Origin of the sequence: Pseudomonas marginalis (assembly GCF_008692035.1) — a bacterium.
GTDB lineage: Bacteria > Pseudomonadota > Gammaproteobacteria > Pseudomonadales > Pseudomonadaceae > Aquipseudomonas > Aquipseudomonas marginalis.
Genome location: NZ_VTFG01000002.1, coordinates 2051276 through 2076516 on the forward strand (window position 1 = coordinate 2051276; position 25241 = coordinate 2076516).

25 protein-coding genes are annotated in these 25241 nt (G+C 61.1%); 15 read left to right on the top strand and 10 right to left on the bottom strand.

Going from position 1 to position 25241, the window contains the following annotated elements; genetic code table 11:
* Genes FX984_RS29630 through FX984_RS29640 form a run of 3 tightly spaced genes read left to right on the top strand, consistent with a single transcriptional unit; the run spans nucleotide 1 to nucleotide 3664 of the window.
* Nucleotides 1-1809, top strand: a complete 1809-nt coding sequence (locus FX984_RS29630; protein WP_108573692.1) for a sensor histidine kinase — start codon at nucleotides 1-3, stop codon at nucleotides 1807-1809.
* Entirely contained in the window at nucleotides 1806-3182 is a 1377-nt protein-coding gene (locus tag FX984_RS29635) for a sigma-54-dependent transcriptional regulator (RefSeq protein ID WP_146476793.1), read from the top strand. Before FX984_RS29630 ends, FX984_RS29635 begins: the two co-directional genes overlap by 4 nt.
* Nucleotides 3183-3208: 26 nt before the next feature.
* Nucleotides 3209-3664: a YiiD C-terminal domain-containing protein gene (locus FX984_RS29640; RefSeq protein WP_027605132.1), complete on the top strand. Its 456-nt coding sequence runs from the start codon at nucleotides 3209-3211 to the stop codon at nucleotides 3662-3664.
* Nucleotides 3665-3730: 66 nt separating this feature from the next.
* Here the strand turns inward: FX984_RS29640 and cysQ are convergent, their stop codons facing one another.
* Both cysQ and nudE read right to left on the bottom strand, forming a co-directional pair.
* Nucleotides 3731-4567 (bottom strand): 3'(2'),5'-bisphosphate nucleotidase CysQ, encoded by an 837-nt coding sequence (gene cysQ, locus FX984_RS29645; RefSeq protein ID WP_090401079.1) that lies wholly within the window; start codon nucleotides 4565-4567, stop codon nucleotides 3731-3733.
* Nucleotides 4564-5130 (bottom strand): ADP compounds hydrolase NudE, encoded by a 567-nt coding sequence (gene nudE / locus FX984_RS29650; protein ID WP_027605134.1) that lies wholly within the window; start codon nucleotides 5128-5130, stop codon nucleotides 4564-4566. The genes cysQ and nudE overlap by 4 nt, the downstream gene beginning before the upstream one ends.
* Before the next feature lie 87 nt (nucleotides 5131-5217).
* On the opposite strand from nudE, the gene yrfG reads away from it, so the two are divergent.
* Entirely contained in the window at nucleotides 5218-5880 is a 663-nt protein-coding gene (gene yrfG / locus FX984_RS29655; protein WP_108573695.1) for a GMP/IMP nucleotidase, read from the top strand.
* 46 nt (nucleotides 5881-5926) lie between these two features.
* Here yrfG and lysM read toward each other — a convergent pair whose 3' ends face one another.
* Complete coding sequence (gene lysM, locus FX984_RS29660; RefSeq protein ID WP_027605136.1) at nucleotides 5927-6367, bottom strand: peptidoglycan-binding protein LysM; 441 nt, start codon at nucleotides 6365-6367, stop codon at nucleotides 5927-5929.
* Between the two features lie 132 nt (nucleotides 6368-6499).
* On the opposite strand from lysM, the gene FX984_RS29665 reads away from it, so the two are divergent.
* The 4 genes from FX984_RS29665 to FX984_RS29680 all read left to right on the top strand — a co-directional run bounded on the left by FX984_RS29665 (nucleotide 6500) and on the right by FX984_RS29680 (nucleotide 11348).
* A complete protein-coding gene (locus FX984_RS29665; RefSeq protein ID WP_027605137.1) occupies nucleotides 6500-7387 on the top strand; it encodes a LysR family transcriptional regulator in 888 nt (295 codons plus the stop codon).
* Between the two features lie 97 nt (nucleotides 7388-7484).
* Entirely contained in the window at nucleotides 7485-8324 is an 840-nt protein-coding gene (gene fdhD / locus FX984_RS29670; RefSeq protein ID WP_108573696.1) for a formate dehydrogenase accessory sulfurtransferase FdhD, read from the top strand.
* Complete coding sequence (locus tag FX984_RS29675) at nucleotides 8321-10669, top strand: FdhF/YdeP family oxidoreductase (RefSeq protein WP_027605139.1); 2349 nt, start codon at nucleotides 8321-8323, stop codon at nucleotides 10667-10669. Before fdhD ends, FX984_RS29675 begins: the two co-directional genes overlap by 4 nt.
* Nucleotides 10670-10874: 205 nt before the next feature.
* On the top strand, nucleotides 10875-11348 hold the full coding sequence (locus FX984_RS29680; RefSeq protein ID WP_027605140.1) for a glycine zipper domain-containing protein: 474 nt from the start codon (nucleotides 10875-10877) through the stop codon (nucleotides 11346-11348).
* Between the two features lie 82 nt (nucleotides 11349-11430).
* Here FX984_RS29680 and FX984_RS29685 read toward each other — a convergent pair whose 3' ends face one another.
* The 3 genes from FX984_RS29685 to FX984_RS29695 all read right to left on the bottom strand — a co-directional run bounded on the left by FX984_RS29685 (nucleotide 11431) and on the right by FX984_RS29695 (nucleotide 15285).
* A complete protein-coding gene (locus tag FX984_RS29685; protein ID WP_146476792.1) occupies nucleotides 11431-11862 on the bottom strand; it encodes an acyl-CoA thioesterase in 432 nt (143 codons plus the stop codon).
* Nucleotides 11863-11885: 23 nt separating this feature from the next.
* Nucleotides 11886-13823 (bottom strand): RecQ family ATP-dependent DNA helicase, encoded by a 1938-nt coding sequence (locus tag FX984_RS29690; RefSeq protein WP_027605142.1) that lies wholly within the window; start codon nucleotides 13821-13823, stop codon nucleotides 11886-11888.
* A 286-nt stretch (nucleotides 13824-14109) separates the two neighbouring features.
* Nucleotides 14110-15285 (bottom strand): tetratricopeptide repeat protein, encoded by a 1176-nt coding sequence (locus tag FX984_RS29695; protein WP_027605143.1) that lies wholly within the window; start codon nucleotides 15283-15285, stop codon nucleotides 14110-14112.
* 176 nt (nucleotides 15286-15461) lie between these two features.
* Here FX984_RS29695 and FX984_RS29700 point away from each other — a divergent pair, with 176 nt between their 5' ends.
* From FX984_RS29700 to FX984_RS29710, 3 genes are all read left to right on the top strand, one after another.
* Entirely contained in the window at nucleotides 15462-15632 is a 171-nt protein-coding gene (locus FX984_RS29700) for a YhfG family protein (protein WP_124402736.1), read from the top strand.
* A complete protein-coding gene (locus FX984_RS29705; RefSeq protein WP_092358671.1) occupies nucleotides 15632-16231 on the top strand; it encodes a putative adenosine monophosphate-protein transferase Fic in 600 nt (199 codons plus the stop codon). Before FX984_RS29700 ends, FX984_RS29705 begins: the two co-directional genes overlap by 1 nt.
* A gap of 712 nt (nucleotides 16232-16943) precedes the next feature.
* A complete protein-coding gene (locus FX984_RS29710; RefSeq protein WP_027605145.1) occupies nucleotides 16944-17300 on the top strand; it encodes a DUF1493 family protein in 357 nt (118 codons plus the stop codon).
* Nucleotides 17301-17427: 127 nt separating this feature from the next.
* Here the strand turns inward: FX984_RS29710 and FX984_RS29715 are convergent, their stop codons facing one another.
* On the bottom strand, nucleotides 17428-18969 hold the full coding sequence (locus tag FX984_RS29715; RefSeq protein ID WP_027605146.1) for a phosphoenolpyruvate carboxykinase: 1542 nt from the start codon (nucleotides 18967-18969) through the stop codon (nucleotides 17428-17430).
* Between the two features lie 179 nt (nucleotides 18970-19148).
* On the bottom strand, nucleotides 19149-20051 hold the full coding sequence (gene hslO, locus FX984_RS29720; protein WP_027605147.1) for an Hsp33 family molecular chaperone HslO: 903 nt from the start codon (nucleotides 20049-20051) through the stop codon (nucleotides 19149-19151).
* Between the two features lie 126 nt (nucleotides 20052-20177).
* Between hslO and FX984_RS29725 the strand changes: the two genes are divergently transcribed.
* Nucleotides 20178-20981, top strand: a complete 804-nt coding sequence (locus FX984_RS29725) for a phosphatase PAP2 family protein (RefSeq protein WP_027605148.1) — start codon at nucleotides 20178-20180, stop codon at nucleotides 20979-20981.
* 42 nt (nucleotides 20982-21023) lie between these two features.
* Here the strand turns inward: FX984_RS29725 and FX984_RS29730 are convergent, their stop codons facing one another.
* Nucleotides 21024-21431, bottom strand: a complete 408-nt coding sequence (locus FX984_RS29730) for an RNA-binding S4 domain-containing protein (RefSeq protein ID WP_027605149.1) — start codon at nucleotides 21429-21431, stop codon at nucleotides 21024-21026.
* Between the two features lie 116 nt (nucleotides 21432-21547).
* Between FX984_RS29730 and rimA the strand changes: the two genes are divergently transcribed.
* Genes rimA through rimK form a run of 3 tightly spaced genes read left to right on the top strand, consistent with a single transcriptional unit; the run spans nucleotide 21548 to nucleotide 23725 of the window.
* Nucleotides 21548-22327, top strand: a complete 780-nt coding sequence (gene rimA, locus FX984_RS29735; protein WP_027605150.1) for a S6 modification regulatory phosphodiesterase RimA — start codon at nucleotides 21548-21550, stop codon at nucleotides 22325-22327.
* A 13-nt stretch (nucleotides 22328-22340) separates the two neighbouring features.
* Nucleotides 22341-22823: a retropepsin-like aspartic endopeptidase RimB gene (gene rimB / locus FX984_RS29740; protein WP_017526050.1), complete on the top strand. Its 483-nt coding sequence runs from the start codon at nucleotides 22341-22343 to the stop codon at nucleotides 22821-22823.
* The gene (rimK, locus tag FX984_RS29745; RefSeq protein WP_003171022.1) at nucleotides 22820-23725 is read left to right on the top strand and encodes a 30S ribosomal protein S6--L-glutamate ligase; all 906 of its coding nucleotides are present in this window, start codon (nucleotides 22820-22822) and stop codon (nucleotides 23723-23725) included. The genes rimB and rimK overlap by 4 nt, the downstream gene beginning before the upstream one ends.
* Before the next feature lie 97 nt (nucleotides 23726-23822).
* On the opposite strand, the gene FX984_RS29750 is transcribed toward rimK, so the two are convergent.
* Nucleotides 23823-25136: an ATP-binding protein gene (locus FX984_RS29750; RefSeq protein ID WP_027605151.1), complete on the bottom strand. Its 1314-nt coding sequence runs from the start codon at nucleotides 25134-25136 to the stop codon at nucleotides 23823-23825.
* Between the last annotated feature and the right edge of the window lie 105 nt (nucleotides 25137-25241).

Below are 25241 nucleotides of genomic sequence, written 5' to 3' on the forward strand. Positions count from 1 at the left end.
ATGACTCCACCCCTTCCGCGAAGACCCCGCTGGCGCAGCCTCGCCCTATTGGCCCTGTGCCTGGCACCGTTGCTGTGGCCGCTGGAGCACTTGGCCGAGCGTTACTATCGCAGCGAACTGGCCGGGCAAAACCGCCAGACCCTCGATCTGTACGTCGCCAACCTGCTGGGCACCCTGCATCGCTATGAAGTGCTGCCGCAGATCCTCGGCGACTTGCCGGCCTTGCGCACGGCGCTGGCCGCGCCGCAGGTCAGTACCAACCTGGTCAACGCCAACATGCTGCTCAAGGACGTCGCCGCCCAGGCCGGGGTGGAAGTGATGTATCTGATGGACACCACCGGCAAGACCCTCGCCGCGTCCAATTGGGACAAGCAGGACAGTTTCGTCGGGCGCAACTTCTCGTTCCGGCCCTATTTCAGCGAAGCCATGGCCGGGCGCCTGGGACGGTTTTTCGGGCTGGGCACCACATCGGCCAAGCGCGGCTATTTCTTCGCCGCCGCCGTGCGCGATGGCGACACGATCATCGGCGTACTGGTGGTCAAGGTCGACCTGGACCACACCGAAAGCCTGTGGGGCAATACCCCGGAACAACTGCTGGTCACCGACCACAACGGCGTGGTGATCCTCACGTCGCGCCCGCAATGGCGCTTCCGTGCCACCCGGCCGCTGACCGCCGAGGAACGCCAGGCCATCATCGCCATCCAGCCCTACCCCACGCGCGACCCGCAACCCTTGAGCCTGAGCAGCAGCGCATGGCTGCGCCAATCCACCGCCATTGCCGAGACCGGCTGGAATGTGGAAATCCTGGCACCGCAATCCTTGATCAGCCGCCCGGTGCGCACGGTGGTCGCCGTGGGCGGCGCCACGTTGCTGGTGTTGATGCTGCTGCTGGGCCTGTTGATGCAACGCCGCCGCCACTACCTGGAACGCATCGCCTTCGAAGCCAAGGCCCGCCGCGAGCTGGAGATGCGCGTGGTCGAACGTACCAGCGATCTGGAAGGCCTCAACCGGCGTCTCAAACAGGAGGTGCTGGAGCGCGAACACGCCCAGCAGGAACTGGTGCGCGCCCAGGATGACCTGGTGCAGGCGGGCAAGCTGTCAGCGCTGGGCACCATGTCGGCGAGTATCAGCCACGAACTCAACCAACCCCTGGCGGCGATTCGCAGCTATGCGGAAAACGCCGAGATCCTGCTCGACCACGAGCGCACCAGCGATGCCCGGGGCAATCTCAAGCTGATCAGCGAACTGACCGGACGCATGGCCTCGATCATCGCCCACCTGCGCGCCTTCGCCCGGCGCGACCGGCACGCGCCGGAGAGCGTGGCCCTGCAACCCGCCCTCGACGATGCCCTGGCGCTCCTGGCCAAGCGGCGGCGCTCGATGGAAGTGGAACTGATCCGCGATTTGCCGGAAGCGACCCTATGGGTGCAGGCCGGCGAAACCCGCCTGCGCCAGGTGCTGGGAAACCTGCTGGCCAACGCCCTCGACGCCCTTACCGAAAAAGGCCCGCCGCGCAAACTGTGGCTGAGTGCCGAAACCACCGCCCAGGGCGTCAACCTGTACATTCGCGACAACGGCCCGGGCTTTTGCATGGAAGCCCTGGGCCGCGCCAGCGAACCGTTCTACACCACCAAGACCCGCACCCAGGGCTTGGGCCTGGGCCTGGCGATCTGTGACACCCTGATGCGTGCCTTTGGCGGCGAACTGCTGTTTGCCAACCACAAGGAAGGTGGCGCGCTGTTAACCCTGAAATTGCGTGCCGGCTCGCCGGGCGTCAGTCTGCAACCGTCCGAGGACCGCAGTGTATGAGTATCGATAACCAGATTCAGGTGGTGTTGATCGACGATGATCCGCACTTGCGTCAGGCCCTGTGCCAGACCCTGGACCTGGCCGGGCTGAACGTCCTGCCCCTGGGCGAAGCCACCGGCCTCACCGTGCGCCTGTCGCGGGATTGGCCGGGCGTGGTGGTCAGCGACATCCGCATGCCCGGCATGGACGGCCTGGAGCTGCTGGCCGAGCTGCACGGCCAGGATCCGGACCTGCCGGTGCTGCTGATCACCGGCCACGGCGACGTGCCGCTGGCGGTGCAGGCCATGCGCGCGGGAGCCTATGACTTCCTCGAGAAACCCTTCGCCAGCGACGCCCTGCTCGACAGCGTGCGCCGCGCCCTGGCCCTGCGCCGGCTGGTGCTCGACAACCGCAGCCTGCGCCTGGCCCTGAGCGACCGCCAACAACTGAGCACCCGCCTGGTGGGGCACTCGCCACAGATGCTGCGCCTGCGCGAGCAGATCGGCGCCCTGGCCGCAACTCGCGCGGATGTGCTGATCCTCGGCGAAACCGGCGCCGGCAAGGAAGTGGTGGCCCGCGCGCTGCACGACCTGTCGAGCCGGCGCAGCGGGCCGTTTGTGGCGATCAACGCCGGGGCGTTGGCCGAGTCGGTGGTGGAGAGCGAACTGTTCGGCCATGAGCCCGGCGCCTTTACCGGCGCGCAGAAGCGGCGCATCGGCAAATTCGAATTCGCCAACGGCGGCACCTTGTTCCTCGATGAAATCGAAAGCATGAGCCTGGACGTGCAGGTCAAGCTGCTGCGTCTGTTACAGGAGCGTGTGGTGGAGCGCCTCGGCGGCAATCAGCTGATCCCGCTGGATATCCGCATCATCGCCGCCACCAAGGAAGACCTGCGCCTGGCCGCCGACCAGGGCCGCTTCCGCGCCGACTTGTACTATCGCCTCAACGTCGCGCCGTTGCGTATTCCGCCACTGCGCGAGCGCGGTGAAGATGCGTTGATGCTGTTCCAGCACTTCGCCGACGAAGCCAGCAGCCGCCATGGCCTGCCGTTGCATGAGCTGCAACCGGGCCAGCGTGCCCTGCTGTTGCGTCATAGCTGGCCGGGCAATGTGCGCGAATTGCAGAACGCCGCCGAGCGCTTCGCCTTGGGCCTGGAGTTGGCGCTGGACAGCACCCCGGACAACCCCGCCAGCAGCGTGCTGACTTCCACGCCGGGCGGCTTGAGCGAACAGGTCGAGCAGTTCGAAAAAAGCCTGATCGCCGCCGAACTGACCCGCCCCCACAGCTCCATGCGCAGCCTCGCAGAAGCCCTCGGCGTACCGCGCAAGACCCTGCACGACAAACTGCGCAAGCACGGCCTGAACTTCGCCAACCCAAGCACTGACGACGAATGATCCTGCCCACCCACCAAGAGGCCGCCATGAGCCGCGACAGCCGTTACCTGGAATCCATCCTCCACCACGACATCCCCCTGACCCGCGAAATGGGCCTCAAGGTACTCGACTGGCAAGACGGGCAACTGCGACTGCATCTGCCCCTGCACGCCAATATCAACCACAAGAGCACCATGTTCGGCGGCAGCCTCTACTGCGGCGCGGTGCTGGCGGGTTGGGGCTGGATGCACCTGCAACTGCGCGAGGAAGGGATTGAAGACGGGCATATCGTGATTCAGGAAGGGCAGATCAGTTATCCGCTGCCGGTGACGCACGACGCGACCGCCATTTGCGCGGCACCGGAGGAGAAGGTGTGGAAGCGTTTTTTGGCGACCTACAGGCGCTATGGCCGGGCGCGGCTGGCGTTGGACACCTGGATCGTGAATGAGGGCAGTGAAGAGCGGGCCGTTACGTTTACCGGCCAATACGTCTTGCACCGCTAGAAGCCAATACACAAAAAAAATGTGGGAGGGGGCTTGCTCCCTCCCACATTCAGATCGGCTGAGGTATTAAGAGCGGGCCAAGGTCAGCAACCGCTCACGCCACGCCGCCTTCGCCGGCAACGCCAGGAAAAACGGATTCAGCAACGACGCCCGCGCCGGATAGCTGAACGGCTCGCCACTCAACTCCAGCACCTCGCCGCCCGCCCCTTCCAATACACCCTGGGCCGCCGCCGTATCCCACTGCGAAGTCGGCGCCAGCCGCGGGTAGCAATCGGCACTGCCCTCGGCCAACAGGCAGAATTTCAACGAGCTGCCGATATTCGCCAGCTTCAACTCCCCCAACCCTTCGCTCAAACCGTCCAGCAGGCGCTCTTGCTCGGGGCTGGTATGCCGGCGGCTGGCGACCACGGTGAACGCCTCACCCACTGCCGGCGCCTCGCGCACCTGGATCTGCCTGGGCGCTTCGTTCACGTCGGAACGCCACGCCCCCAGGCCGGCACCACCGAAGTAGCAACGGCCACTGGTGGGCATGGACACCACGCCGAACACCACGCGCCCCTGTTCGATCAGGGCAATATTGACGGTGAATTCTTCGCTGCCGGCGATAAATTCCTTGGTGCCATCCAGCGGGTCCACCAGCCACCAGCGCTGCCAGCCGGCACGTACGCTCTGGTCGATGTCAGCGTCTTCTTCGGACAGCACCGGGATGCTCGGGTCCAATGCGGTAAGGCCCGCAAGAATCAGATGGTGGGCGGCCAGGTCGGCCGCCGTGACCGGCGAATCATCGGCCTTGGAGGTCACCGCCACATCGGCGCGCCAGTACGGCAGGATCACTTCACCCGCCTGGCGGGCCAGTTCGATCACAGGGGCGATAAACGGGTGGCCTAAAAACAGTTCGCTCATGGGGTAAACGCTCCACGCTGAATCAACAAATCTCGTACCAGGTACAACGCCGCCAGGGCGCGGCCTTCGCTGAATTGCTCGTTTTGCGCAAGCTGCGACAGCTCGCGCAGGTTGACCCTGTCCACACGCATCGGCTCGGGCTCATCACCTTCCAGGCGTTCTTCATAGAGTTCGGTGGCGAGCACCACCTGGATTTTCTGGCTCATGTAGCCAGGGGATAACGACAGCTCGGTAATGTGTTCCAACTGCCGTGCGCCGTAGCCGGCTTCTTCCTTGAGTTCCCGGTCTGCCGCCGCCAGCACGTCTTCGCCGGGTTCGATCAGGCCCTTGGGCAACGACAGCTCATACTCATCGGTACCGCCGCAGTACTCTTCAACCAGCAACGCATGATCTTCGTCGATCATCGCCACGATCATCACTGCGCCGTAGCCGGCACCGCGGCCCACCAGGCGCTCGTAGGTCCGTTCAACGCCATTGGAAAAGCGCAATTGCACTTCCTCCACGCGGAACAAACGGCTACTGGCGACTATTTCGCGGGCGAGGACGGTGGGTTTCTGGCGCATAAGCGGCTCCTTGGCGTGATCGGGTTACTATACCGTGGCTTTTCCGATTGTCTGTGTCGGATATCTTTACTTACATGAGACCGCACCATGCCCTCTTTGCCCTGGCACGCCATCGACACCGTCCTGCTGGACATGGACGGCACCCTGCTCGACCTGCATTACGACAACCATTTCTGGATGGAACACCTGCCCCAGCGTTACGCCGAACTGCACGGGGTGAGCCGGGCCATGGCCGAGATGGAGTTGCAGCCTCTGTTCGAGCGTAACGCCGGACAGTTGCAATGGTATTGCCTGGATTTCTGGAGTGCGGAGCTGAACATCCCGGTGCGCGAACTCAAGCTGGAAACCGCCCACCTGATCGCCCTGCGCCCGGATGCCGACACCTTCCTGGCGGCGATCAAACGGGCAGGCAAGCGCGTGATCCTGATCACCAACGCCCATCGTGATTCGCTGTCGTTGAAATTGGAGCGCATTGAACTGGCGCCGTATTTCGAGCGACTGATCAGCTCCCACGACTACGGCTTCGCCAAGGAAAACCCGCAGTTCTGGGATGCCTTGCAGGCTGACATCCAGTTCGATCCGGCTCGCAGCCTGTTTATCGATGACACCCTGCCGATCCTGCGCAGTGCCCAGGCATTTGGCGTGGGGCATTTGCTGGCGGTGAAAGAACCGGACAGCAAAAAGGGGCCAAAGGACACGGCTGAATTTGCAGCAGTCGGTGACTACCGCGATCTCATTGTCGGGCTCTGAACCCTGTGGGAGGGAGCAAGCCCCCTCCCACCTTTTCGCCCGTGTATTACTCAGGAATACGCAGTGTCTGCCCTGGGTAAATCTTGTCCGGATGGGACAACAGCGGCTTGTTGGCCTCGAAGATCTTGTTGTACAGGTTGGCGTTACCGTACACCGTCAGGGAGATCGCGCTGAGGGTGTCACCCTTTTTCACCACGACGAAACGGGCGGCGGCAACTGCCGGGCCGGTTACGGTGATCTGGTCATCCACACTGGCCACGCCTTGAATGTTACCCAGCGCCAGCAGAATCTTCTCTTTCTCTTCCTGGGTGGCGACTTCACCGGTCACGGTCACTTTGTCGCCATCCACCGTGGTCTGCACATTCGGATTCCCCAGACCCACCTTCGCTACGTGTTCCTTCAACTGCTCACTCGCGTTGGCATTACCCGGCGTCAACAGGTCGACAATCTTTTCGCCGGCTTCTTTGATAAAGCTGAAAATGCTCATAGTGCGCTCTCCTTGGTAGTTGATTTCCAGATGCCCAAGACTAGACCAGTCCGGCAGACTTGGGTTCCAGCCCGACCAAAGACGCAAACGCGCTAGAATCCCCCCGCCATTGGAATAAGCCCTGGAGCGAAGATGGACATCAAGCAGCTGAAATTCCTCATCGCCCTCGACGAGACCCGTCACTTCGGCCAGGCCGCGGCGCGTTGCCACATCACCCAGCCAACCCTTTCGATGCGCCTGCGCAACCTTGAAGAAGAGCTGGACTTGCCGCTGGTCAATCGCGGCCAGCGCTTCGAAGGGTTCACCGCCCCCGGCGAGCGCGTGCTGGCCTGGGCACGCACGGTGCTGGCGGCCTATGACGGTTTGCAGGCCGAAGCCGCCGCCTGCCGTGGCAACCTGGTGGGTACGTTGCGCCTGGGTGTGGTGCCGTTGTCGAGCTTTGATCCGCTGGCGTTGATGCAACAACTGCACAAGGAGCATCCGAGCCTGCGCTTTGAGCTGTCGGCCCTCAGTTCCGAGCAGATCCTCGAACAGTTGGCGAGCAATCGCCTGGACCTGGGCGTGTCCTACCTCGACCGCCTGGACAACGAGCGCTTCGACTCCCTGGCCCTCGGCGAAACCCGCATGGGCCTGCTCTACGACCAGCGCTATTTCAGTTTTGGCGACAAGCCGCTGAGCTGGGAGGCATTGATCGAACTGCCCCTGGGCATGCTCACCAGTGGCATGCACTTCCGTCAGTCCATCGACCACAACTTCCACAGCCGGGGCCTGCACCCGCAGCCGCTGTTACAAACCGACGCCGTCCATCAGTTGTTACAAGCGGTGCATGGCGGACTCTGCTGCGCCGTCATGCCGTTGGACGGCGGCCTGGACGCCCTCACCGAACATTTGCGCCTGCAACCCATCGAAGACGCCCACACCCTGGCGCGCCTGGGCCTGATCATGCGGCGCAGCGCGCCGCGTTCGGCATTGGCAGAGGCGTGTTTCGCGCTGTTTCAGAAATCGCAAACAGAGTCTTGATCGACGTCATCTATCGGTAGATCAGTACTGGCAATTAGACGCGACGCTTTGTCGCGCCTAGTCTAAACACTGATCAATCCGCCGGTGGTACTGCCCCATGAACGCCAAGCGCCCAGTCTGCGCGGCGCCTGCTCCGGAAACGTCCGCGCCCGTCGCCAGCCAGAGCTACCAGTTTTGCAACCTCGAGCACACTGAAGTCGCCAGCACCGCCTTGGCCGAAGAAGTGGCGTTGGCGATTGCCTATAACGACATCAGCCAGGCCGTCATGCTGGTCACGCCCACGGACCTGGAAGACTTTATTGTCGGGTTCAGCATCGGCAGCGGCATTATCGCCGACGTCAGCGATATTTATGATCTCAAACTCAGCGGTTCGGGTTCGGCCCAATACGCTCAGGTGCAGATCTCCAGCCGTGCGTTCTGGAACCTCAAGCAGCAGCGCCGCCAGCTGGCAGGCACCAGCGGCTGCGGCCTGTGCGGAGTGGAAGCGGTGGAACAGGCCCTGCCGGACCTTCAAGTGCTGCCCGGCGCGCCCTTGCCGCCTGCCGAATGGCTCGACGGCCTGCGCCAGCGCATCAGTGCGTTCCAGCCTTTGGGCCAGTACAGCGGCGCTGTGCATGCGGCCGTGTTCATGGATAACCAGGGCGAATTGCTGATGGGCCGTGAAGACATCGGCCGGCACAACGCCCTCGACAAGTTGATCGGTGCGCTGATCCGCCAACGGGTCCCCACCGACGGAGGGCTGGCGATTGTCACCAGCCGTTGCAGCCTCGAATTGATCCAGAAAGTCCTGCGCGCGGGCATCCAGACCCTGGTCAGCCTGTCGTCGCCCACCGGCCTGGCCCTGCAATGGGCCCGCCGGCATCACCTCAATCTCATCCACCTGCCGCAGAAAAGTGCGCCGCGGGTCTACAGCCCTGCGATGGAGAACCAGCCGTGAGCAATCATCATCAAGCCGACCAAACCCCAACCCCGCGCTACAAGCCTTACAAGGGCCCGGCTGGCGGCTGGGGCGCGCTGATCAGCGTGGCACAGGCGTGGCTGACCAGCGACAACGCGCTGAAAAACCTGCGCATGATGCTCAAGACCAACCAGAACGGCGGCTTCGACTGCCCGGGCTGCGCCTGGGGCGACTCGCCGGAAAGCGGCATGGTCAAGTTCTGCGAGAACGGCGCCAAGGCGGTCAACTGGGAAGCCACCAAGCGCCGCGTTGACGCAGCGTTTTTCGCCAAGCACAGCGTCACCGCGCTGCTGGAGCAAAGCGACTATTGGCTCGAGTACCAGGGCCGCCTGACCGAGCCGATGCGCTACGACGCCGAAACCGACCGCTACACCCCCATCAGTTGGGAAGCGGCCTTCGACCTGGTCGGCAAGCACCTCAACGCCCTGCCCAGCCCGGACATGGCCGAGTTCTACACCTCGGGCCGTGCCAGTAACGAAGCGGCGTACCTGTACCAGCTGTTTGTGCGCGCCTACGGCACCAACAACTTCCCGGATTGCTCGAACATGTGCCACGAGGCCAGCGGCGTGGCCCTGGCCCAGAGCGTGGGGGTCGGCAAAGGCACCGTGACTTTTGATGACTTCGAACATGCCGATGCGATATTCGTCTGGGGCCAGAACCCCGGCACCAACCACCCGCGCATGCTCGAACCGCTGCGTGAAGCGGTCAAACGCGGTGCCCAGGTGGTGTGCATCAACCCCCTCAAGGAGCGCGGCCTGGAGCGCTTCCAGCATCCGCAGCATCCGCTGGAAATGCTCACCAACGGCGACAAGCCGACCAACACCGCGTACTTCCGCCCGGCCCTGGGTGGCGACATGGCCATCCTGCGCGGCATGGCCAAGTTCCTGCTGCTGTGGGAGCGCCAGGCTCAGGCCGAAGGCAAGGAAGCCGTGTTCGATCACGACTTTCTCAATGAACACACGGCCAACGTGCTGGATTACCTGGGCCAGATCGACGACACCTCCTGGGATGAAATCGTCGAACAGTCCGGCCTGACCCTGGTCGAGATCGAGCAAGCGGCGCGCATGTACGCCAAGGGCAAGAACGTGATCATGTGCTGGGCGATGGGTATCACCCAGCACCGCCACTCGGTGCCGACCATCCAGGAAATCGCCAACCTGATGCTGCTGCGCGGCAACATCGGCCGCCCCGGCGCCGGCCTGTGCCCGGTGCGTGGCCACAGCAACGTGCAGGGCGACCGCACCATGGGCATCAACGAACGCCCACCGGTGGCGTTCCTCGACGCCCTGGAGCGGCGCTTCCAGTTCCAGGTGCCGCGCACCAACGGGCACAACGTGGTGGAAGCAATCCACGCCATGCTTGAAGGTCGCTCCAAGGTGTTTATCGGCCTGGGGGGCAACTTCGCCCAAGCCACCCCGGACAGCCCGCGCACCTTCGAAGCACTGCGCAATTGCGACCTGACCGTGCAGATCAGCACCAAGCTCAACCGCAGCCACCTGATGCACGGCAAAGACGCGCTGATCCTGCCGTGCCTGGGCCGCACCGACATCGACATCCAGGCCGAAGGTCCGCAAGCGGTGACGGTGGAAGACTCGTTCAGCATGGTCCATGACTCCAACGGCCAACTGCAGCCGCTGTCGAAGTTGATGAAATCGGAACCGGCCATCCTCGCCGGCATCGCCGCCGCAACCCTGGGCAGCAAACCGGTGGACTGGAACTGGTTGGTGGCCGATTACAGCCGCATCCGCGACCTGATCGCCGACACCATCCCAGGCTTCAAGGACTTCAACGAACGCCTGAAACACCCCGGTGGTTTCTACCTGGGCAACTCTGCCGGTGCTCGGCGCTGGAACACGCCTTCGGGCCGTGCCAACTTCCGCCCGAACATTCTGCCCAAGGACCTGATCCACGAGCGCACCCACGCCACGGGCCACGTGCCGGACCTGATCATGCAATCGATGCGCTCCCACGATCAGTACAACACCACCATTTATGGCCTGGACGACCGCTATCGCGGGGTCAAAGGCCAGCGTGACGTGCTGTTCGTCAACGAAGCCGACATCATCCGCCTGGGCTTCAAGCCGGGGCAGAAAGCCGACATCGTGTCGTTGTGGGAAGACGGCCGCGAGCGTCGTGTGAAGGGCTTCACCTTGCTGGCGTTTGATATTCCGGCGGGGCAGGCTGCGGCTTACTACCCGGAAGTGAACCCGTTGGTGCCGCTGGAAAGCACCGGGGATGGCAGCCATACACCGACGTCGAAGTTCGTGGCGATACGTTTGGAAGCTGCCAGTGACAATGGGCTGATCATGGCGCGTTCGGCCTGACTGATCATTTCGGGCACAAAAAAGGCCGCTTTTGCATAAAAGCGGCCGTTCCGAAGTAGCTAAAGACTCGCAAAAACTACTTAAGTTCCCGAGCTAAAACAGTAACTTAGAGAATTGTGTACAACTCGTGTTACTGGTCGGATTTCTATTGTAACCATGTCAATACAGCCTCAGGATCGCGCCGTCATCCTCTTGAGGTCTCTCTATGAAGTTCTCCTCGATTCTCTTGTTGTCCCTTGGCCTGGTCAGTGGCGCAGCCATGGCCGGTGGCACCACCGAAGCCGGTGTGGGCGGCGCATTGGGCGGGGTTCTAGGCTCGGTTGTCGGCCAGCAGTTGGGCGGCAACACCGGTTCGACCATCGGCGCGGCCCTGGGCGGCGCAGGCGGTAGTGCGGTCGGCGCCGACAAGCGCAGCCGCGGCGAAGCAGCCATTGGCGGCGCACTGGGCGCAGCCGGCGGCAACGTGGTGGGCCGCAGTGTCGGCGGCAGCACCGGGGCACTGATCGGTTCAGCGGCCGGCGGTGGCGCGGGCGGTGCGCTGGGCAACTACATGGGCAACAAGAGCGATGACGATGATCGTCGTAGTCGTGATAGCCGCCGTTATGACCGCGACGACCATCGCGGCCGCGGCCATGCCTACGGGCATCGCAAGAACAAGCATCACTACCGTCACCGCTAAGCGCTAAAGAACACTGCAAAATCAATGTGGGAGGGGGCTTGCCCCTCCCACATTGGGTTCCGTGGTGCCTGCAACGCCGAAGTCAGACAACCAACCGCTGCAACGCCTCGCGCAACATCCCCGGAATCGTCACCGGCTGGTTCGTCCCCCGATCCACGAACACATGCACAAAGCGCCCCGCCGCACAGGCCTCCTCTTCGCCTGCCTTGAATACCGCCAACTCGTACTGCACGGAGCTGTTGCCCAGCTTGCCCACCCGCAGGCCGATGTCCAGGCGGTCGGGAAAGGCAATCGACGCGAAGTAATCGCACGCCGAACTCACCACAAACCCCACCACCTCACCGTCATCAATATCCAACCCACCCTGTTCGATCAGGTAGGTATTCACCGCCGTGTCGAAGAAGCTGTAGTAGGTGACATTGTTCACATGGCCGTACACATCGTTGTCGTGCCAACGCGTGATGATCGGCTGGAAGTGACGGTAATCGGCGCGTTGCGGCATCGAGTCAGGCATGGGCAGGTCTCATGAAAGTAGGGTTACAGGTCACTCAAGTGGGCCTGGGCCCACTCACGCACGTCGGCGTAGGGGTAGTCTTCCAGCGCTGCGAAACCGGGAATGCCCCGCGCCTTCAACTTGGTAAACAACGGCACGCTGATACCCCCCAGGAACCGTGTCAGCCGCTCAGCGCCCGGCAACTGTCCGGTGTGCTCATGATGCCTGTGGATAAAATCACCGCACAGCCCCATGAAGTTTTTATCCACAAGTGGCGGCAGGCTCGGCGGCGCCGGCAAATGCGCGACGTGACCGTGGCACACGGAGCAGTGCCCGCAGCGCTGCGGTGCATTTTCATCACCAAAGTAACGCGCCAGGCGCTGCCCCAGGCAATGTTCGGTGGCGAACAGATCGAGCATGGCGTGAATCCGCGCCACTTCCGTCACCTCGTGCTGCTTGAAGCCTGTGTATAACTCGGCGCTCAACACCTGTGGATCAAACTCGGTATCCAGCAGGCTGTAGACCTCCGTCATCTGCTTGCTTTCCAACTCGATCAGGCCTTGTTCCTGGAAGTAATCCAAGGCCTTCACCACCCGACTGCGTTCGGCATTGTGTTGCTGGTAAAGCGCATCGAAATCCACGGTCGCCCAGGTTTTCGCACGCTTGCACACCTGGATGATCGCCGCGACAAACTGCTGGCGCTCGCCGGAAAAACGCGTAAGCAGAGCCTCGGGCTCGACCAGGTACTTGAAGCGGTATTCGGCATAAAACGCATAGCGCGGCGCGATCACGCCCTTGAGCTCCAATTGCACCAACAGTGTCTTCAGTGGCAGTTCGCGGATGTTGCTGTGGTCCGACAGCGACCTCAGCAGGAACTCCCACTGCCCTTCACTGCGCGCGGCCTGCAACTCTTCCAGCACCCGCCGAATACCGTCCTGCTCCGGCGTATCGCCATACACGAAGTTTTCCAGCACATTGAGGCTGTCGCGGTTGGCCAGCACCAGGCAGTCCGAGGGCTGCCCATCACGCCCCGCACGGCCGATTTCCTGGCTGTAGTTCTCGATGGATTTGGGCAGGTCAAAATGCACCACATTGCGGATATCGCTCTTGTCGATGCCCATGCCAAACGCGATGGTAGCGACGATGCAATTGGAGCGCCCGCCCATGAAGCGCTGCTGGATGCCCTCACGCCTGTCGTGGGGCAAGCCGGCGTGATACGCCTCGGCCTGGATACCGTTGCGGTTCAGATGCTCGGCAATCTGCTCGGCGGTTTTCTGCAAGGTGACGTAGACGATGCTGGGCTGGCTGGCCCGCTCGCTCATCCACTGCACCAGGCGACGACGCTTGTCCGCACCGGCGACCGGCTCCACCAACAGGTTGAGGTTGGGCCGGTAGAAGCCCGTGGTGACCACGTCGTCCGGCGCAATGGCGAACTTGGCCTGCATGTCGGCAATCACCTTGGGCGTGGCCGTAGCCGTCAGCAGCAGCGCTTGTGGGATCTTGAACTGGCGCTGGTAGTCCGGCAGCTTCAAATAATCCGGGCGGAAGTTGTGGCCCCACTCGGAAATACAGTGCGCCTCATCCACCACCAGCAGCGAGATCTGCACACTTTGCAGGAAGTGGCGAAAACGCTCGTTCTTCAAGCGCTCCACGGAAATCATCAGGATTTTCAGCTCGCCCGACCGCGCGCGTGCCATCACGTCATTGGCGTCCTCGCGGCTTTGCGCCGAATCGATACTGCCCGCCGAAATACCGTGGCGTTGCAGGAAGCCCAACTGGTCCTGCATCAACGCCAACAACGGCGACACCACCAGCGTCAGGTGTGGCAGCAACACCGCCGACAGTTGGTAACACAGGGACTTGCCCGATCCCGTAGGAAAAATGGCCGCAGCCGAACGACCTGCCAGTACGGCGCTGACCGTTTCTTCCTGGCCCGGACGAAACTGTGGATAACCAAAGACCTGCTGGAGGGTGTCGTGCATAGGCTGTCACTCCATTGACCGCTGAAGGTGGCTTAAAAACGTAGCCCAGCACGTTCAGCGAATCGAGAAAGGTCGCATGGAAAAAAGAGACAGGATGATACACAGGGTGGGGGACGGCCTAGGGCCGAATCGGGAATAAACTGAGGAGGTTGCAGGAAAGACACAGATCCAAATGTGGGAGGGGGCTTGCCCCCGATGGCAATGGATCAGTTACCAATAACTGACTGACCCACTGCTATCGGGAGCAAACCCCCTCCCACATTTTCAGACCTGCGCTACAGCTGAATCAGCGGTTCTGCACCCGCTCAATCGCCGTGTCATACACCGGGTTGGCCTTCTGCTCCTTGGCCAACTGGTAGTGACGCAATGCATCCGGGAACTGCCCCGCCGCTTCGTAGATCCGCGCAATGTTGTAATAGGCACCTGCACGCACGGTGGCAGCATTGGCACCAGTGGCGAGGGCGATAGCCTTGCGATTGGCCCAGATCGACTCGGCAGTGTTGCCGGCTTTCTGATACGCCAGGCCGAGGTTGCCGTAGGCCTTGCCGAAGCCATTGTCCAGCTCGATAGCCTGGCGGAACAGGTCGATGGCCTGGTCCAGCTTGCCGGCCTGGTAGGCCGCTTCACCCTGCAGGTTCAGACGCTTCGCATCTGTTTGTACGGAAGAACTGACGGTGACGGCGGTGACCGCCACGCTGTCATCCAGCAGCGGTTTGACTTCGTTCAGCACATTCGCCGCATTCACGGTCACGCCACTGAAAGTGTTGATGTCCTGGAAGTCGCCGCTGCCGGTCATGCGGAACACCGTCCACAGGTTGCCGCTGCGGTTCTTGGGCACGTAGTAGGTACGCACCAGCGATTGGCCCATGTACACGAACACCTTGGCTTCGCTGTCGGATAACTGGCGCGAGCCTGGGTTGCCGCCATTGCTGTAGTCATGCACGGCATAAACGTAGCTTTCGCCGTAGTGTTTTTTCTGCAGGGTGATGGTTTCCGGGCCGTAGCTGTCGGTGTCATCCACATCCAACTCGGCATCGGTACCCTTCTGGTTCTCGAAGTAGATGTTATTGCCGGGGAAAATCATGTGGGAGTCGAGGTCACTCGGCGTCTTGCCCCACGTCAGCACCACACGCAGGCCATCGAGGTTTTCCATCACCGGGCTGATGGCGTAGGTCATGCCCGCGCAGGGGCACTTCACCACCAGGTTGGAGTAGCCAGGCTTCTTGATGATCAGCAGGTTGCTCCCATCATCGGCGGCCTCACTGGTCAGCGTCACTTGGCCCTGGGCGTTGGTGCGGCCCACCACGTTCTGTGCGCCGTTACGTTGCAGCAGCACTTCGGCATCGGCGATTTTCTGGTCCTTGACCACCGCACTGAGCACTTCGATCGGCAACTGCCCGGCCTGGACCGAAAAAGCCACCGCACACAATGACATCGCCGAAGCAACACGAAGCAAACCCATGCCTAACTCCCTTTAAGTCGCGGGCGGAAATCGCCCTGCAAGATTTTGCGGTGAAACATACGCTGAATTCCGGGTGTCGGCGGACTTTTTATACAAAATGTGACGTGGTTTTTATCCCGCCTGCCCATTGAAGCATTGCGCTACAATCAAACCTTGCTACCCAGGAGTACGCTGCGATGAGCGAACTGACGTTTGAGCAAAAACAGGATCATTACCACAAGATCCGCCGTTCCAATTACCTGGCCAGCCTGCGCCTGGAAGGGTTCGACACCCAGCCGACCGACGTCGACAAACCCCTGCCGACCCGCGAAGCCGTCCTTGCCAAGTACCGCAACACCCCACGCTGATGCTCGACAAATACGGGGTGGGCCAGGATCCGTACTGCTATCCCGGTAGCAGCGTCCTGCGCAACCGCCTCGATTTGCTCGACGAAGCCCGTCTGCACCAGGCCGAGCGGGAATTATCCGAAATCGCCGTAGGCAGCCTCCCGCTCTTCCCCCCGCCCTACGACCTCGACCGCCTGCAACACATCCACCGCACGCTGTTTGGTGACATCTACGAGTGGGCCGGTGAGTTGCGCAGCGTGAACATCCAGAAAGGCGACACCCTGTTCTGCACCCCGGAGCGCATCCCCCCGGAAGCCGCGAAGATCATCCGGCAGATGGAAGAAGCAAACTGGTTTGTCGGTGCCAGCCAAACCGAGTTGATAAGCAGGATTGCCGAAGCCTATGGCGACCTCAACGTCATCCACCCCTTCCGCGAGGGCAATGGCCGGGCGCAGCGGATTTTGTTCGAACAGATCATCGTCAACGCGGGGTTTTCAGTGAACTGGTGGCTGGTGAAACACGCGGCATGGATACCGGCGAATATCGATGCGGTGGCGTGTGATTATCGGGGGTTGGTGGCGATTTTTGAGCGGTGTGTCAGCAGGCCTGCAGGGCAGTGATCGTTCCTCACGCTCTGCGTGGAAATGATCTTGATCAACGGCGAGGCGATGGACCAGAAAAAACACGGCGTCCTTGAGTTTTTCGCGAGCAATCTCGCTCCTACAAGCACTGCCAAGCCACAAATGCCGGAAACCGTTGTAGGAAACCTCCAAACACCGCGACATCCCCTTCCCAAACTGCTCCAAACACCCGCTTGCCCCTCTACAGAAGTTACCCGTAGCTGAATGAAAATAGCGCGGTCTCAACTTTCTCGGCAGAAACCTGTGAACATCGAAAGGGCTCAACACATCGGCCACTATGGCGTCATCTTCACAGTGAATCGCTTCACTGTTGTGCCTGACAATCGGCATGCTTTGGCCAATCTATGCCTGCTTGAAGCAAAAACGGTGGCGCGGTCAACACTCTCAATGCATGTCTACTCGGACGAGTCTTAGTGACATGGCCCTTTATCTTCAATCCGCTTCCTTTCTCATTATCTATTTGGTGCTGCACTACCAAATCACAGACCCAATGCTCAGAAAGCACTTCGCAGTCACATTTCTTACAACAGGCCTTATTTTGACGGTCCTACTACCCTATGTAGCGGTGATCCTCAGAATGCCCCTCCTACCTGTCTTTGTATTCTTGATAGGCTTGGCGCTCTTCATCACTCGAAACAAATACCGCCTCCAACGCAACCAGCCCCTTCATCCACTCCTGCGTGCCCCCACCATGAACCTCGCCCCCAACTTCCCCGAAGACCCCGTGATGCAGCAACTCCTGCAACTGCTGCACGAAGAAATCGGCCTGCCGAAACACAAGACCATCCGCCTGCAAACTTCACTCAATTTCGACCTGGGCTGTGACGGCAGTGAAGCCAAGCAACTCATGGAAGCGCTGGAGCAGGAGTTCGCCCTCGACCTCGGCGACTACGACACTTATCGTTACTTCAACCCACCGGTCTTTGACGTGTTCCTCAAGCGTCGGGGCAAGGGGCATGGCGACAAGGTGCCGCTGACCATCGGCATGCTCTACCTGGCCATCAAGACCCACAGCTGGGACACCCAGACACTGGAAAACCTGAGCTGAACGAAGATCAGCTCCAGGCACACCGCAACTCAAAGGTGGAGGGGCAATGATTCTGCCTATCGTCGACTAACCCTTCGCGCACAAAAAAGCCGCCCACTAGGGGCGGCTTTTTAACAGCGACCGAGTCTTACAACTTCGGACCCGCAGCCTTGATCGCATCACTCACTTCAAACTTCTTGAAGTTCTCGATGAACAGACCAGCCAGCGCCTTCGCTGCTTCATCGTAAGCCGCCTTGTCTGCCCAGGTGTTACGTGGGTTCAACAGGCCGGTCTCAACGCCCGGTACGGCCAATGGCACATCGAGGTTGATGGTGTCGAGGTGTTCGGTTTCAGCACCGATCAGAGCGCCGCTCTGGATCGCTGCGATCACGCCGCGCGTGGTCGGGATGTTGAAGCGCTTGCCAACGCCGTAGCCGCCGCCGGTCCAGCCGGTGTTGACCAGGTAGACCTTGGAGCCGAAGCCGCGGATGCGCTTGATCAGCAGCTCTGCGTATTCGCCGGCCGGGCGTGGGAAGAACGGCGCGCCAAAGCAGGTGGAGAAGGTCGACTTGATGCCGCTGCCCGAACCCATTTCGGTCGAGCCCACCAGCGCGGTGTAGCCGGACAGGAAGTGGTAGGCCGCTTGTTCTTCGCTGAGGATGGACACGGGCGGCAGTACGCCGGTCAGGTCGCAGGTCAGGAAGATCACCGCGTTTGGCTCGCCGCCCAGGTTCTTCTCGGAACGCTTGGCAACGTGCTCCAGCGGGTAGGCGGCGCGGCTGTTCTGGGTCAGGCTGACATCGGCATAGTCGGCGTGCTTGGCCTCGTCGATCACGACGTTTTCCAGCACGGCGCCGTGCTTGATGGCTTTCCAGATAACCGGCTCGTTCTTCTCGGACAGGTCGATGCACTTGGCATAGCAACCGCCTTCGATGTTGAACACCACGCCTTCGCCCCAGCCGTGTTCGTCGTCACCGATCAGGTAGCGGCTTTCGTCGGCGGACAGGGTGGTCTTGCCGGTACCCGACAGACCGAAGAACAGGGTCACGTCGCCTGCTTCGCCAATGTTGGCGGCGCAGTGCATCGGCAGTACGTCGGAAGCCGGCAGCAGGTAGTTCTGCACCGAGAACATGGCTTTCTTCATTTCACCGGCGTAGCGCATGCCGGCGATCAGCACTTTTTTCTGGGCGAAGTTGAGGATCACACAACCATCGGAGTTGGTGCCGTCACGCTCTGGCACGCACTCGAAGTTGGCCACGTTGAGCACTTGCCACTCGTCACGACCGGCCGGGTTGTACTGGGCCGGGTTGATGAACAGGCAACGACCGAACAGGTTCTGCCAGGCAGTCTGGGTGGTCATTTTCACGGCCAGGTAGTGGTCTTCGGCAGCCCCTACGTGAACGTGGGAAACGAAATGCTCTTGCGCGTTGTTGAACGCCTCGACGCGGGCCCACAGGGCATCGAACTTGTCGGCCGGGAACTTGCGGTTGATCGGGCCCCAGGCGATGGAATCCTGGGTGGAAGGCTCTTCAACGATGAAACGGTCGACTGGCGAACGGCCGGTACGGTGACCGGTTTCCACGACCAGCGCGCCGGTATCGGCAAGCACGCCTTCACCGCGCTGCAGGGCTTCTTTGACCAGATCGTCAACACTCAGATCGGTGTATACGGCGTTATTGGCTTGCGTCATGAGGTTCCCCGTCGGCCTGTGGCCGAGTGCTCCAAACGTTTTGTAGTAGAAAGTTGCGCACTACTACCGCGAAAAAAGTGGGCCGGATTATGCCAGAAAAGCCCAAAAAGAGTAGGGCCCTCCCGTCAGAACGCCTCTAATCCGGCATTTGACAGGTGATTTACCTGTGCTTAAACGTTTTAGTGGCGGGTGTCGGAAGGCGTGTCGATGCCTGCGCCCGCGAACAATTGCGCTACATCGGCAGCGTCGAACAGGTAGCGCTCGTTGCAGAACTGGCAGTCGATCTCGATATTGCCACCGTGTTCCACCACCAGGTTCTGCGCATCTTCCAGGCCCAGGCTGACCAGGGCGTTGCCCGAACGCTCGCGGGAGCAGCTGCAGTGGAAGTGCAGCGTCTGCGCGTCGAACAGGCGCACGGGGTCTTCGTGGTACAGGCGGTGCAGGATGGTTTCGTTGTCCAGACCCAGCAGTTCTTCGGCTTTCAGGGTATCGGCCAAGGCAATGCAGTGCCGCCAGCTTTCAGCGCGATCTTCGTCGTCCTTGATACGGTCGGCCGGCAGTTGTTGCAGCAACATGCCACGGGCGCGCTTGCCGTCGGCGTTAAGCCAGAACTTGGTGCCCACTTGCTGGGACATCACGAAATAGTTGGTGAAGCATTCCGACAGCGTCTTGCCGTCGAGGTCGACGATGCCCTGGTAACGCTGGCCTGAGGTCGGGTCGACGGTGAGCGCCAGGACGCCGTTGGGCATCAGCTCGGCGAGGCTGGCGTCCGGGGCAATCTGGTCGGCTTCATAACGGGCCAGGCCTCGGATTTCGCGCTCGCTGGAGCACTCGATCATCAACAGCGGAATCGGCCCTTCGGAACGGGCTTGCAGGATCAGCAAACCGTCGAACTTCATGGTACCCACCAGCAACGCAGCAGCGGCCATCAGCTCACCGAGCAGTTGTGCGACCGGCTCCGGATAGGGGTGCTTGGCGAGGACTTCGGCGTAGCTGCGCTCCAACGAAACCATTTCGCCGCGGGCGTCGCTCTCGTCGAAGATGAAGCGTTGGGTGAAGTCGGTATCCGGTAGATCAGTCATAGGTCTGGGTATCTGAATTGATGACAAATTGGTTACAAGGTTTATAAAATTAAACGCTTTAGCACCATCTTGGTGCGGCTTTCTCCTGGAAACAGAGAGCTTATTTAGAGCGAAGAGGGACAGTTTATGAACAATCCGGGTTTGTTCCAAGCCAAGTGGAACCTCCGGCGATGGGCTCTGTGCAATCTACTCGCTATCGGGCTGCTGTGTTTTTGGCTATGGCCCACGGGGCAGATGCTCTGTGTGATTTTCGACGAGTGGCTGTTTCACCTTCTCAACGACCCGCTGGCGAGCAACGCGACATGGCTGCACGTGTGGGCCGTGGCCAGTCTGCGGCCGTTTGATGCGGTGGTCGGGGTGATCCTGCTGATGCTGCTGATTCGCGGCGACTGGGTGTTCAAAGCCGCGCAGGTACGCCAGGCCCTGTTAGGTTTTGTCGGTATTTTGTTGCTCTTGCTGTTTATCCGCATGCTGTTTTCCAAACTCGCGGCGCAGATGGGCTGGCAACACAGCAGCCCGTCGATGGTCATCGCCGGGGCGATCCAGATGAGCGACTATTTCCCGGGGCTGGAGAAGACCTGGGAGCTGAAGGACCGCTCAAGCCAAAGCTTTCCGGGGGATCACGCCTCGGTGTTGCTGATCTGGGCAATGTTCATGAGCGTGTTCGCCAAGCGCATCGGCCAGGTGCTGGTGATCTGGGGCCTGGCGCTGTTGTTCATGATGCCGCGGCTGGTAGCGGGCGCGCATTGGGGGCAGGACGATTACATCGGCGGGGTGCTGCTGGCACTGTTGGCGTTGGGCTGGGGTTGTTACACGCCGTTTGCAGCGAAGGTGTCGGCCGCGTTGTTACACGTGACGACGCCGATCTTCAGGTTACTTGGCAAGCTGCCAGTGATCAGTGGATTGAGCGTCGTGCGCACCTCCCCTTAACGCTGCAAGCCCCCTCCCACATTTGAATGGGCCGCTGCGCAATCAGTCATCATTGCCACTGCCGCGAAACTTGAACAGGTCGCGGCGCTGCTTCTTGCTCGGCTTGCCATCGGTGGTCATCCCCGTGGCGCCCGCCTTGCGCAGGGCCGCCGCATTTTCGCGCCTGGCAATGCTGGCTTCGGTTTCGGTGTACAGCGCCTGCGCTTCGGGGGCGCCACGGCGCACAATGGAAAGTGCCTGAACCACCACGGTCTTTTCGTCAAAACCTATCCGAATCTGCAGCTCATCACCGACACGTGGCTCTTTGCCCGGTTTACAGCGCTCGCCTCGGTGATGCACCTTGCCGCTCTCAATCGCGGCCTTGGCCAAGGCACGTGTCTTGAAGAAACGCGCTGCCCAAAGCCACTTGTCCAGACGGACCTTTTCTTCCTCTTCCTGCTTTTGAGCCACTTGAATTCCTCGCTCTGACAAATGTCGCAACTGTAACGTTGAAACCCTTCGACGCATAAACCTCAAGGCTCACCTAAGATACGCCAGGTAGCACCCTGTTTTCGCGAGGATACGCCGTGACCGACTTTCCCACTTCACTCACCTCGCCTGAACAGCGTTGCGCAGGCTGCCAGCAAAGCGAACCCCTGGGTTTCGAGTTTGCTTTCGCCTACCAGCCTATCGTAGACCTTCGGGACCATTCGATTTTTGCCCACGAAGCCTTGGTGCGCGGTACACAGGGCGAAGGGGCGATGTCGGTACTGGAGAAGGTCAATGACAGCAACCGCTACCGCTTCGACCAGCGCTGCCGCACCCAGGCGATCGCCGGTGCTGCGGCCCTTGGGATGCAAACCCACCTTTCCATCAACTTCATGCCCAACGCCGTGTACCGTCCGGAGTTGTGCATCCGCAGCACCCTAGAGGCAGCTCGCGCGCACAACTTCCCGCTGAACCAACTGATTTTCGAAACACTGGAAAGCGAGCATGTAGATAACTATCGCCATTTGACGAATATTCTGCGTGAATACCGCGAGTTCGGCTTCAAGACCGCCATCGACGACTTCGGCGCGGGCTATTCGGGGCTGAATCTGCTGGCCGATTTCCAACCTGACTTGATCAAACTCGACATGGCGCTGATCCGCGATGTCGACCAGGATCGTGTCCGCCAGGTGATCGTCCAGGGGATTGTCACAATCTGTGAGCAGTTGAACGTTACTGTCATCGCCGAAGGCATCGAAAGTGCCGGCGAGCGCGACTTTCTGTCTGACTGCGGAATATTTCTGATGCAAGGCTACTGGTTCGCCAGGCCTGCATTCAAAGCCCTGGCCGAGGTTTCTCCTCAGGCGTGGGCGAATTGACCGGTTACCCATATTGAAGACATTTGACCATTTGACCGTTGTAGGTCTGCGTGAGTGGGTGGCACTTCCCGACTTGGGAGTGGCAGGCCTGCGTGCCAAGATCGACACCGGTGCCAGCACCTCCAGCCTGCATGCCACCGACATCGAGCCTTTTGAGCGCGACGGTGAGAAGTGGGTGCGCTTTACCGCGCACCTGGGCAGCGTTGTGCAACTGCGTCACCGCCGCTGCGAAGCGCCCCTGGTGACCATGAAAACCATCAAGAGCTCCAATGGCCATGCGCAGGTGCGCTACGTGATCAGCACCACCCTGGCACTGGGTGATCGGGTATGGCGGGTGGAGTTCACCCTGGCCTGCCGCAAAGCCATGCGTTACCGCCTGTTGCTGGGTTCCAAGGCGCTGATTGACGGCCACCTGGTGGTCAATCCCGGCGTCAAGTACGTTCAAGACAAGCCGGTGTTCCCGGTCTCTACTATTTCTGCCCCAGGTGCTGCATGAAGATTGCTGTGCTGTCGCGAAACCCGCGTCTGTATTCCACCCGCCGCCTGGTCGAGGCCGGCACCGAACGTGGCCACGAAATGGTGGTGATCGACACGCTGCGTGCCTATATGAACATTGCCAGCCACAAGCCGCAGATCCATTACCGCGGTAAACCGCTGGAGGGGTTTGATGCGGTGATCCCGCGGATTGGCGCCTCGGTGACGTTCTATGGCTGCGCCGTGTTGCGCCAGTTCGAAATGATGGGGGTCTTCCCCCTCAATGAATCCGTGGCCATTGCACGCTCGCGGGACAAATTACGCTCGTTGCAACTGCTCTCGCGGCGGGGCATCGGCCTGCCGGTCACCGGCTTTGCCCACTCCCCCGACGACATTCCCGACCTGATCGAAATGGTCAACGGCGCGCCGCTGGTGATCAAGGTGCTGGAAGGCACCCAGGGCATCGGTGTGGTGCTGTGTGAAACCGCGACTGCAGCGGAATCCGTGATCGAGGCATTCATGGGCCTCAAGCAGAACATCATGGTCCAGGAGTACATCAAGGAAGCCGGCGGTGCGGATATTCGCTGCTTCGTGGTGGGCGACAAGGTGATCGCAGCCATGAAGCGCCAGGCCAAGCCCGGAGAGTTCCGCTCCAACCTGCACCGTGGCGGCAGCGCCAGCCTGATCAAGATCACCCCGGAAGAACGCATGACCGCGCTGCGGGCGGCCAAGGTCATGGGGTTGGCAGTGGCGGGTGTGGATATCCTGCGCTCCAACCATGGGCCACTGGTGATGGAGGTGAACTCGTCGCCGGGCCTGGAAGGGATAGAGACCACCACTGGGAAGGATGTGGCGGGGATCATCATCCAACATCTGGAGAAGAATGGTGGACCGAATATGACCAGGACCAAGGGCAAGGGTTAGAGACGGGAGCTGTCAGCTTCAAGCTATAAGCTGCAAGAAAGGGCAAAAGCTGTGCGCCTTTCTCTTGCGGCTTCAAGCTTGAAACTTGCAGCTGTTTCTAGACCGCATCCCTTGGCAGCATAAGCCCAAGCGGCAAGCGTACCCGCGCCTCAAGGCCACCGCCGTCGCGGTTACGCAACTCGACATTGCCGCCGTGCATCGACGCAATCCGCCGCACGATCGCCAGCCCCAAGCCGGTCCCTTTGCCACCCCGGGCACGGTCGCCACGGGTGAAGGGGTTGAAGATACCCTCCAGCTCGTCCGGATCGATGCCCGCCCCCCGGTCCATCACACTCAGCACCACGTACGGCGCAGCACTGTCGCCAGACACATACGCAGCCACTTCAACATCCGAACCGGCGTGGTGCAAAGCGTTGCCGATCAGGTTGTTCAGCAGGCGCTTCATCGACACCCGACGCAACGCAAACGGCTGGATCGGCTCAAGGCGCATGCGCACTTGCTCGCCATTCTGGTTGTAGGGCGCGACAACCTCACGCACCAGGTCCGTGAGATCGACTTCCTCCACCACCTCGTCACGACCATCGCGAATAAACGCCAGGAACTGGTCGAGAATCGCGTCCATGTCTTCGATGTCGCGAACCATGTCGTCGGTGAGGTCGCTATGGTTGCCCATCAGCTCCAGGGACAGGCGCAATCGCGTCAAAGGCGTGCGCAAGTCATGGGACACCCCCGCCAGCATCAGCTCGCGCTCGCGCCCGGCCTGTTCGACATCCTCCGCCATCTGGTTGAAGGCGCCATACACCTCGGTCATTTCACTGGGCGTATCGCTGACCGGCAGGCGCACGCTGCGCCCCTGGCCCAATTGGCGGGCGGCAAACACCAGGCGTTTAAGCGGTTGGTTGAGCTGGCGAACGAAAATCCACGCCGACGCGGTGGAAAGCAAGCCGATGGCCAGGAACCAGCCCAACACGTTCCAGATCTTCTGCCCCCGCAAAGGGTGCGGATACAGCGGAACCTTGATCCAGGCATCGCCAAGGCTCGGCGCCCTTACCCACAGCGCAGGTGAAACATGCATGCGCAAGCGCACCTCGGTGTCCTCGCCCAGTTCGGCCTGCATCTGGCGCTGGTAGATCTCGCTGTAGGGCCAATGCTGCTCACCCTCGGGTACACCAGCCCCGTCAACGCGGGTCAACGTCGAGGCCTTGGCGACCTTTTCGCGGTTCTCAGGGTCTACGGCCCAGTAACCACGCAGCGTCAGGGCGACACCGTGGCTGTACTGCCGGTCCACCAGCACGTCTTCGTTCATCAGCAGATAAACCAGTGTCAGCGCCTTGGAAAACAGCACGACGATCAGCACCAGCCAAAGGGTGCGGGAGAAGAAACTTTGCGGGAACCACAGAGGGGTTTTCATAGAAGACAGCTGGACACCTTGCTGGAACGAGCGGCGCTCGCAGAATTGCAGACGCCGGGCATCCCGTCGACCCTCATGGAGTCAAGCGCCAGGATGCCCGCCCTG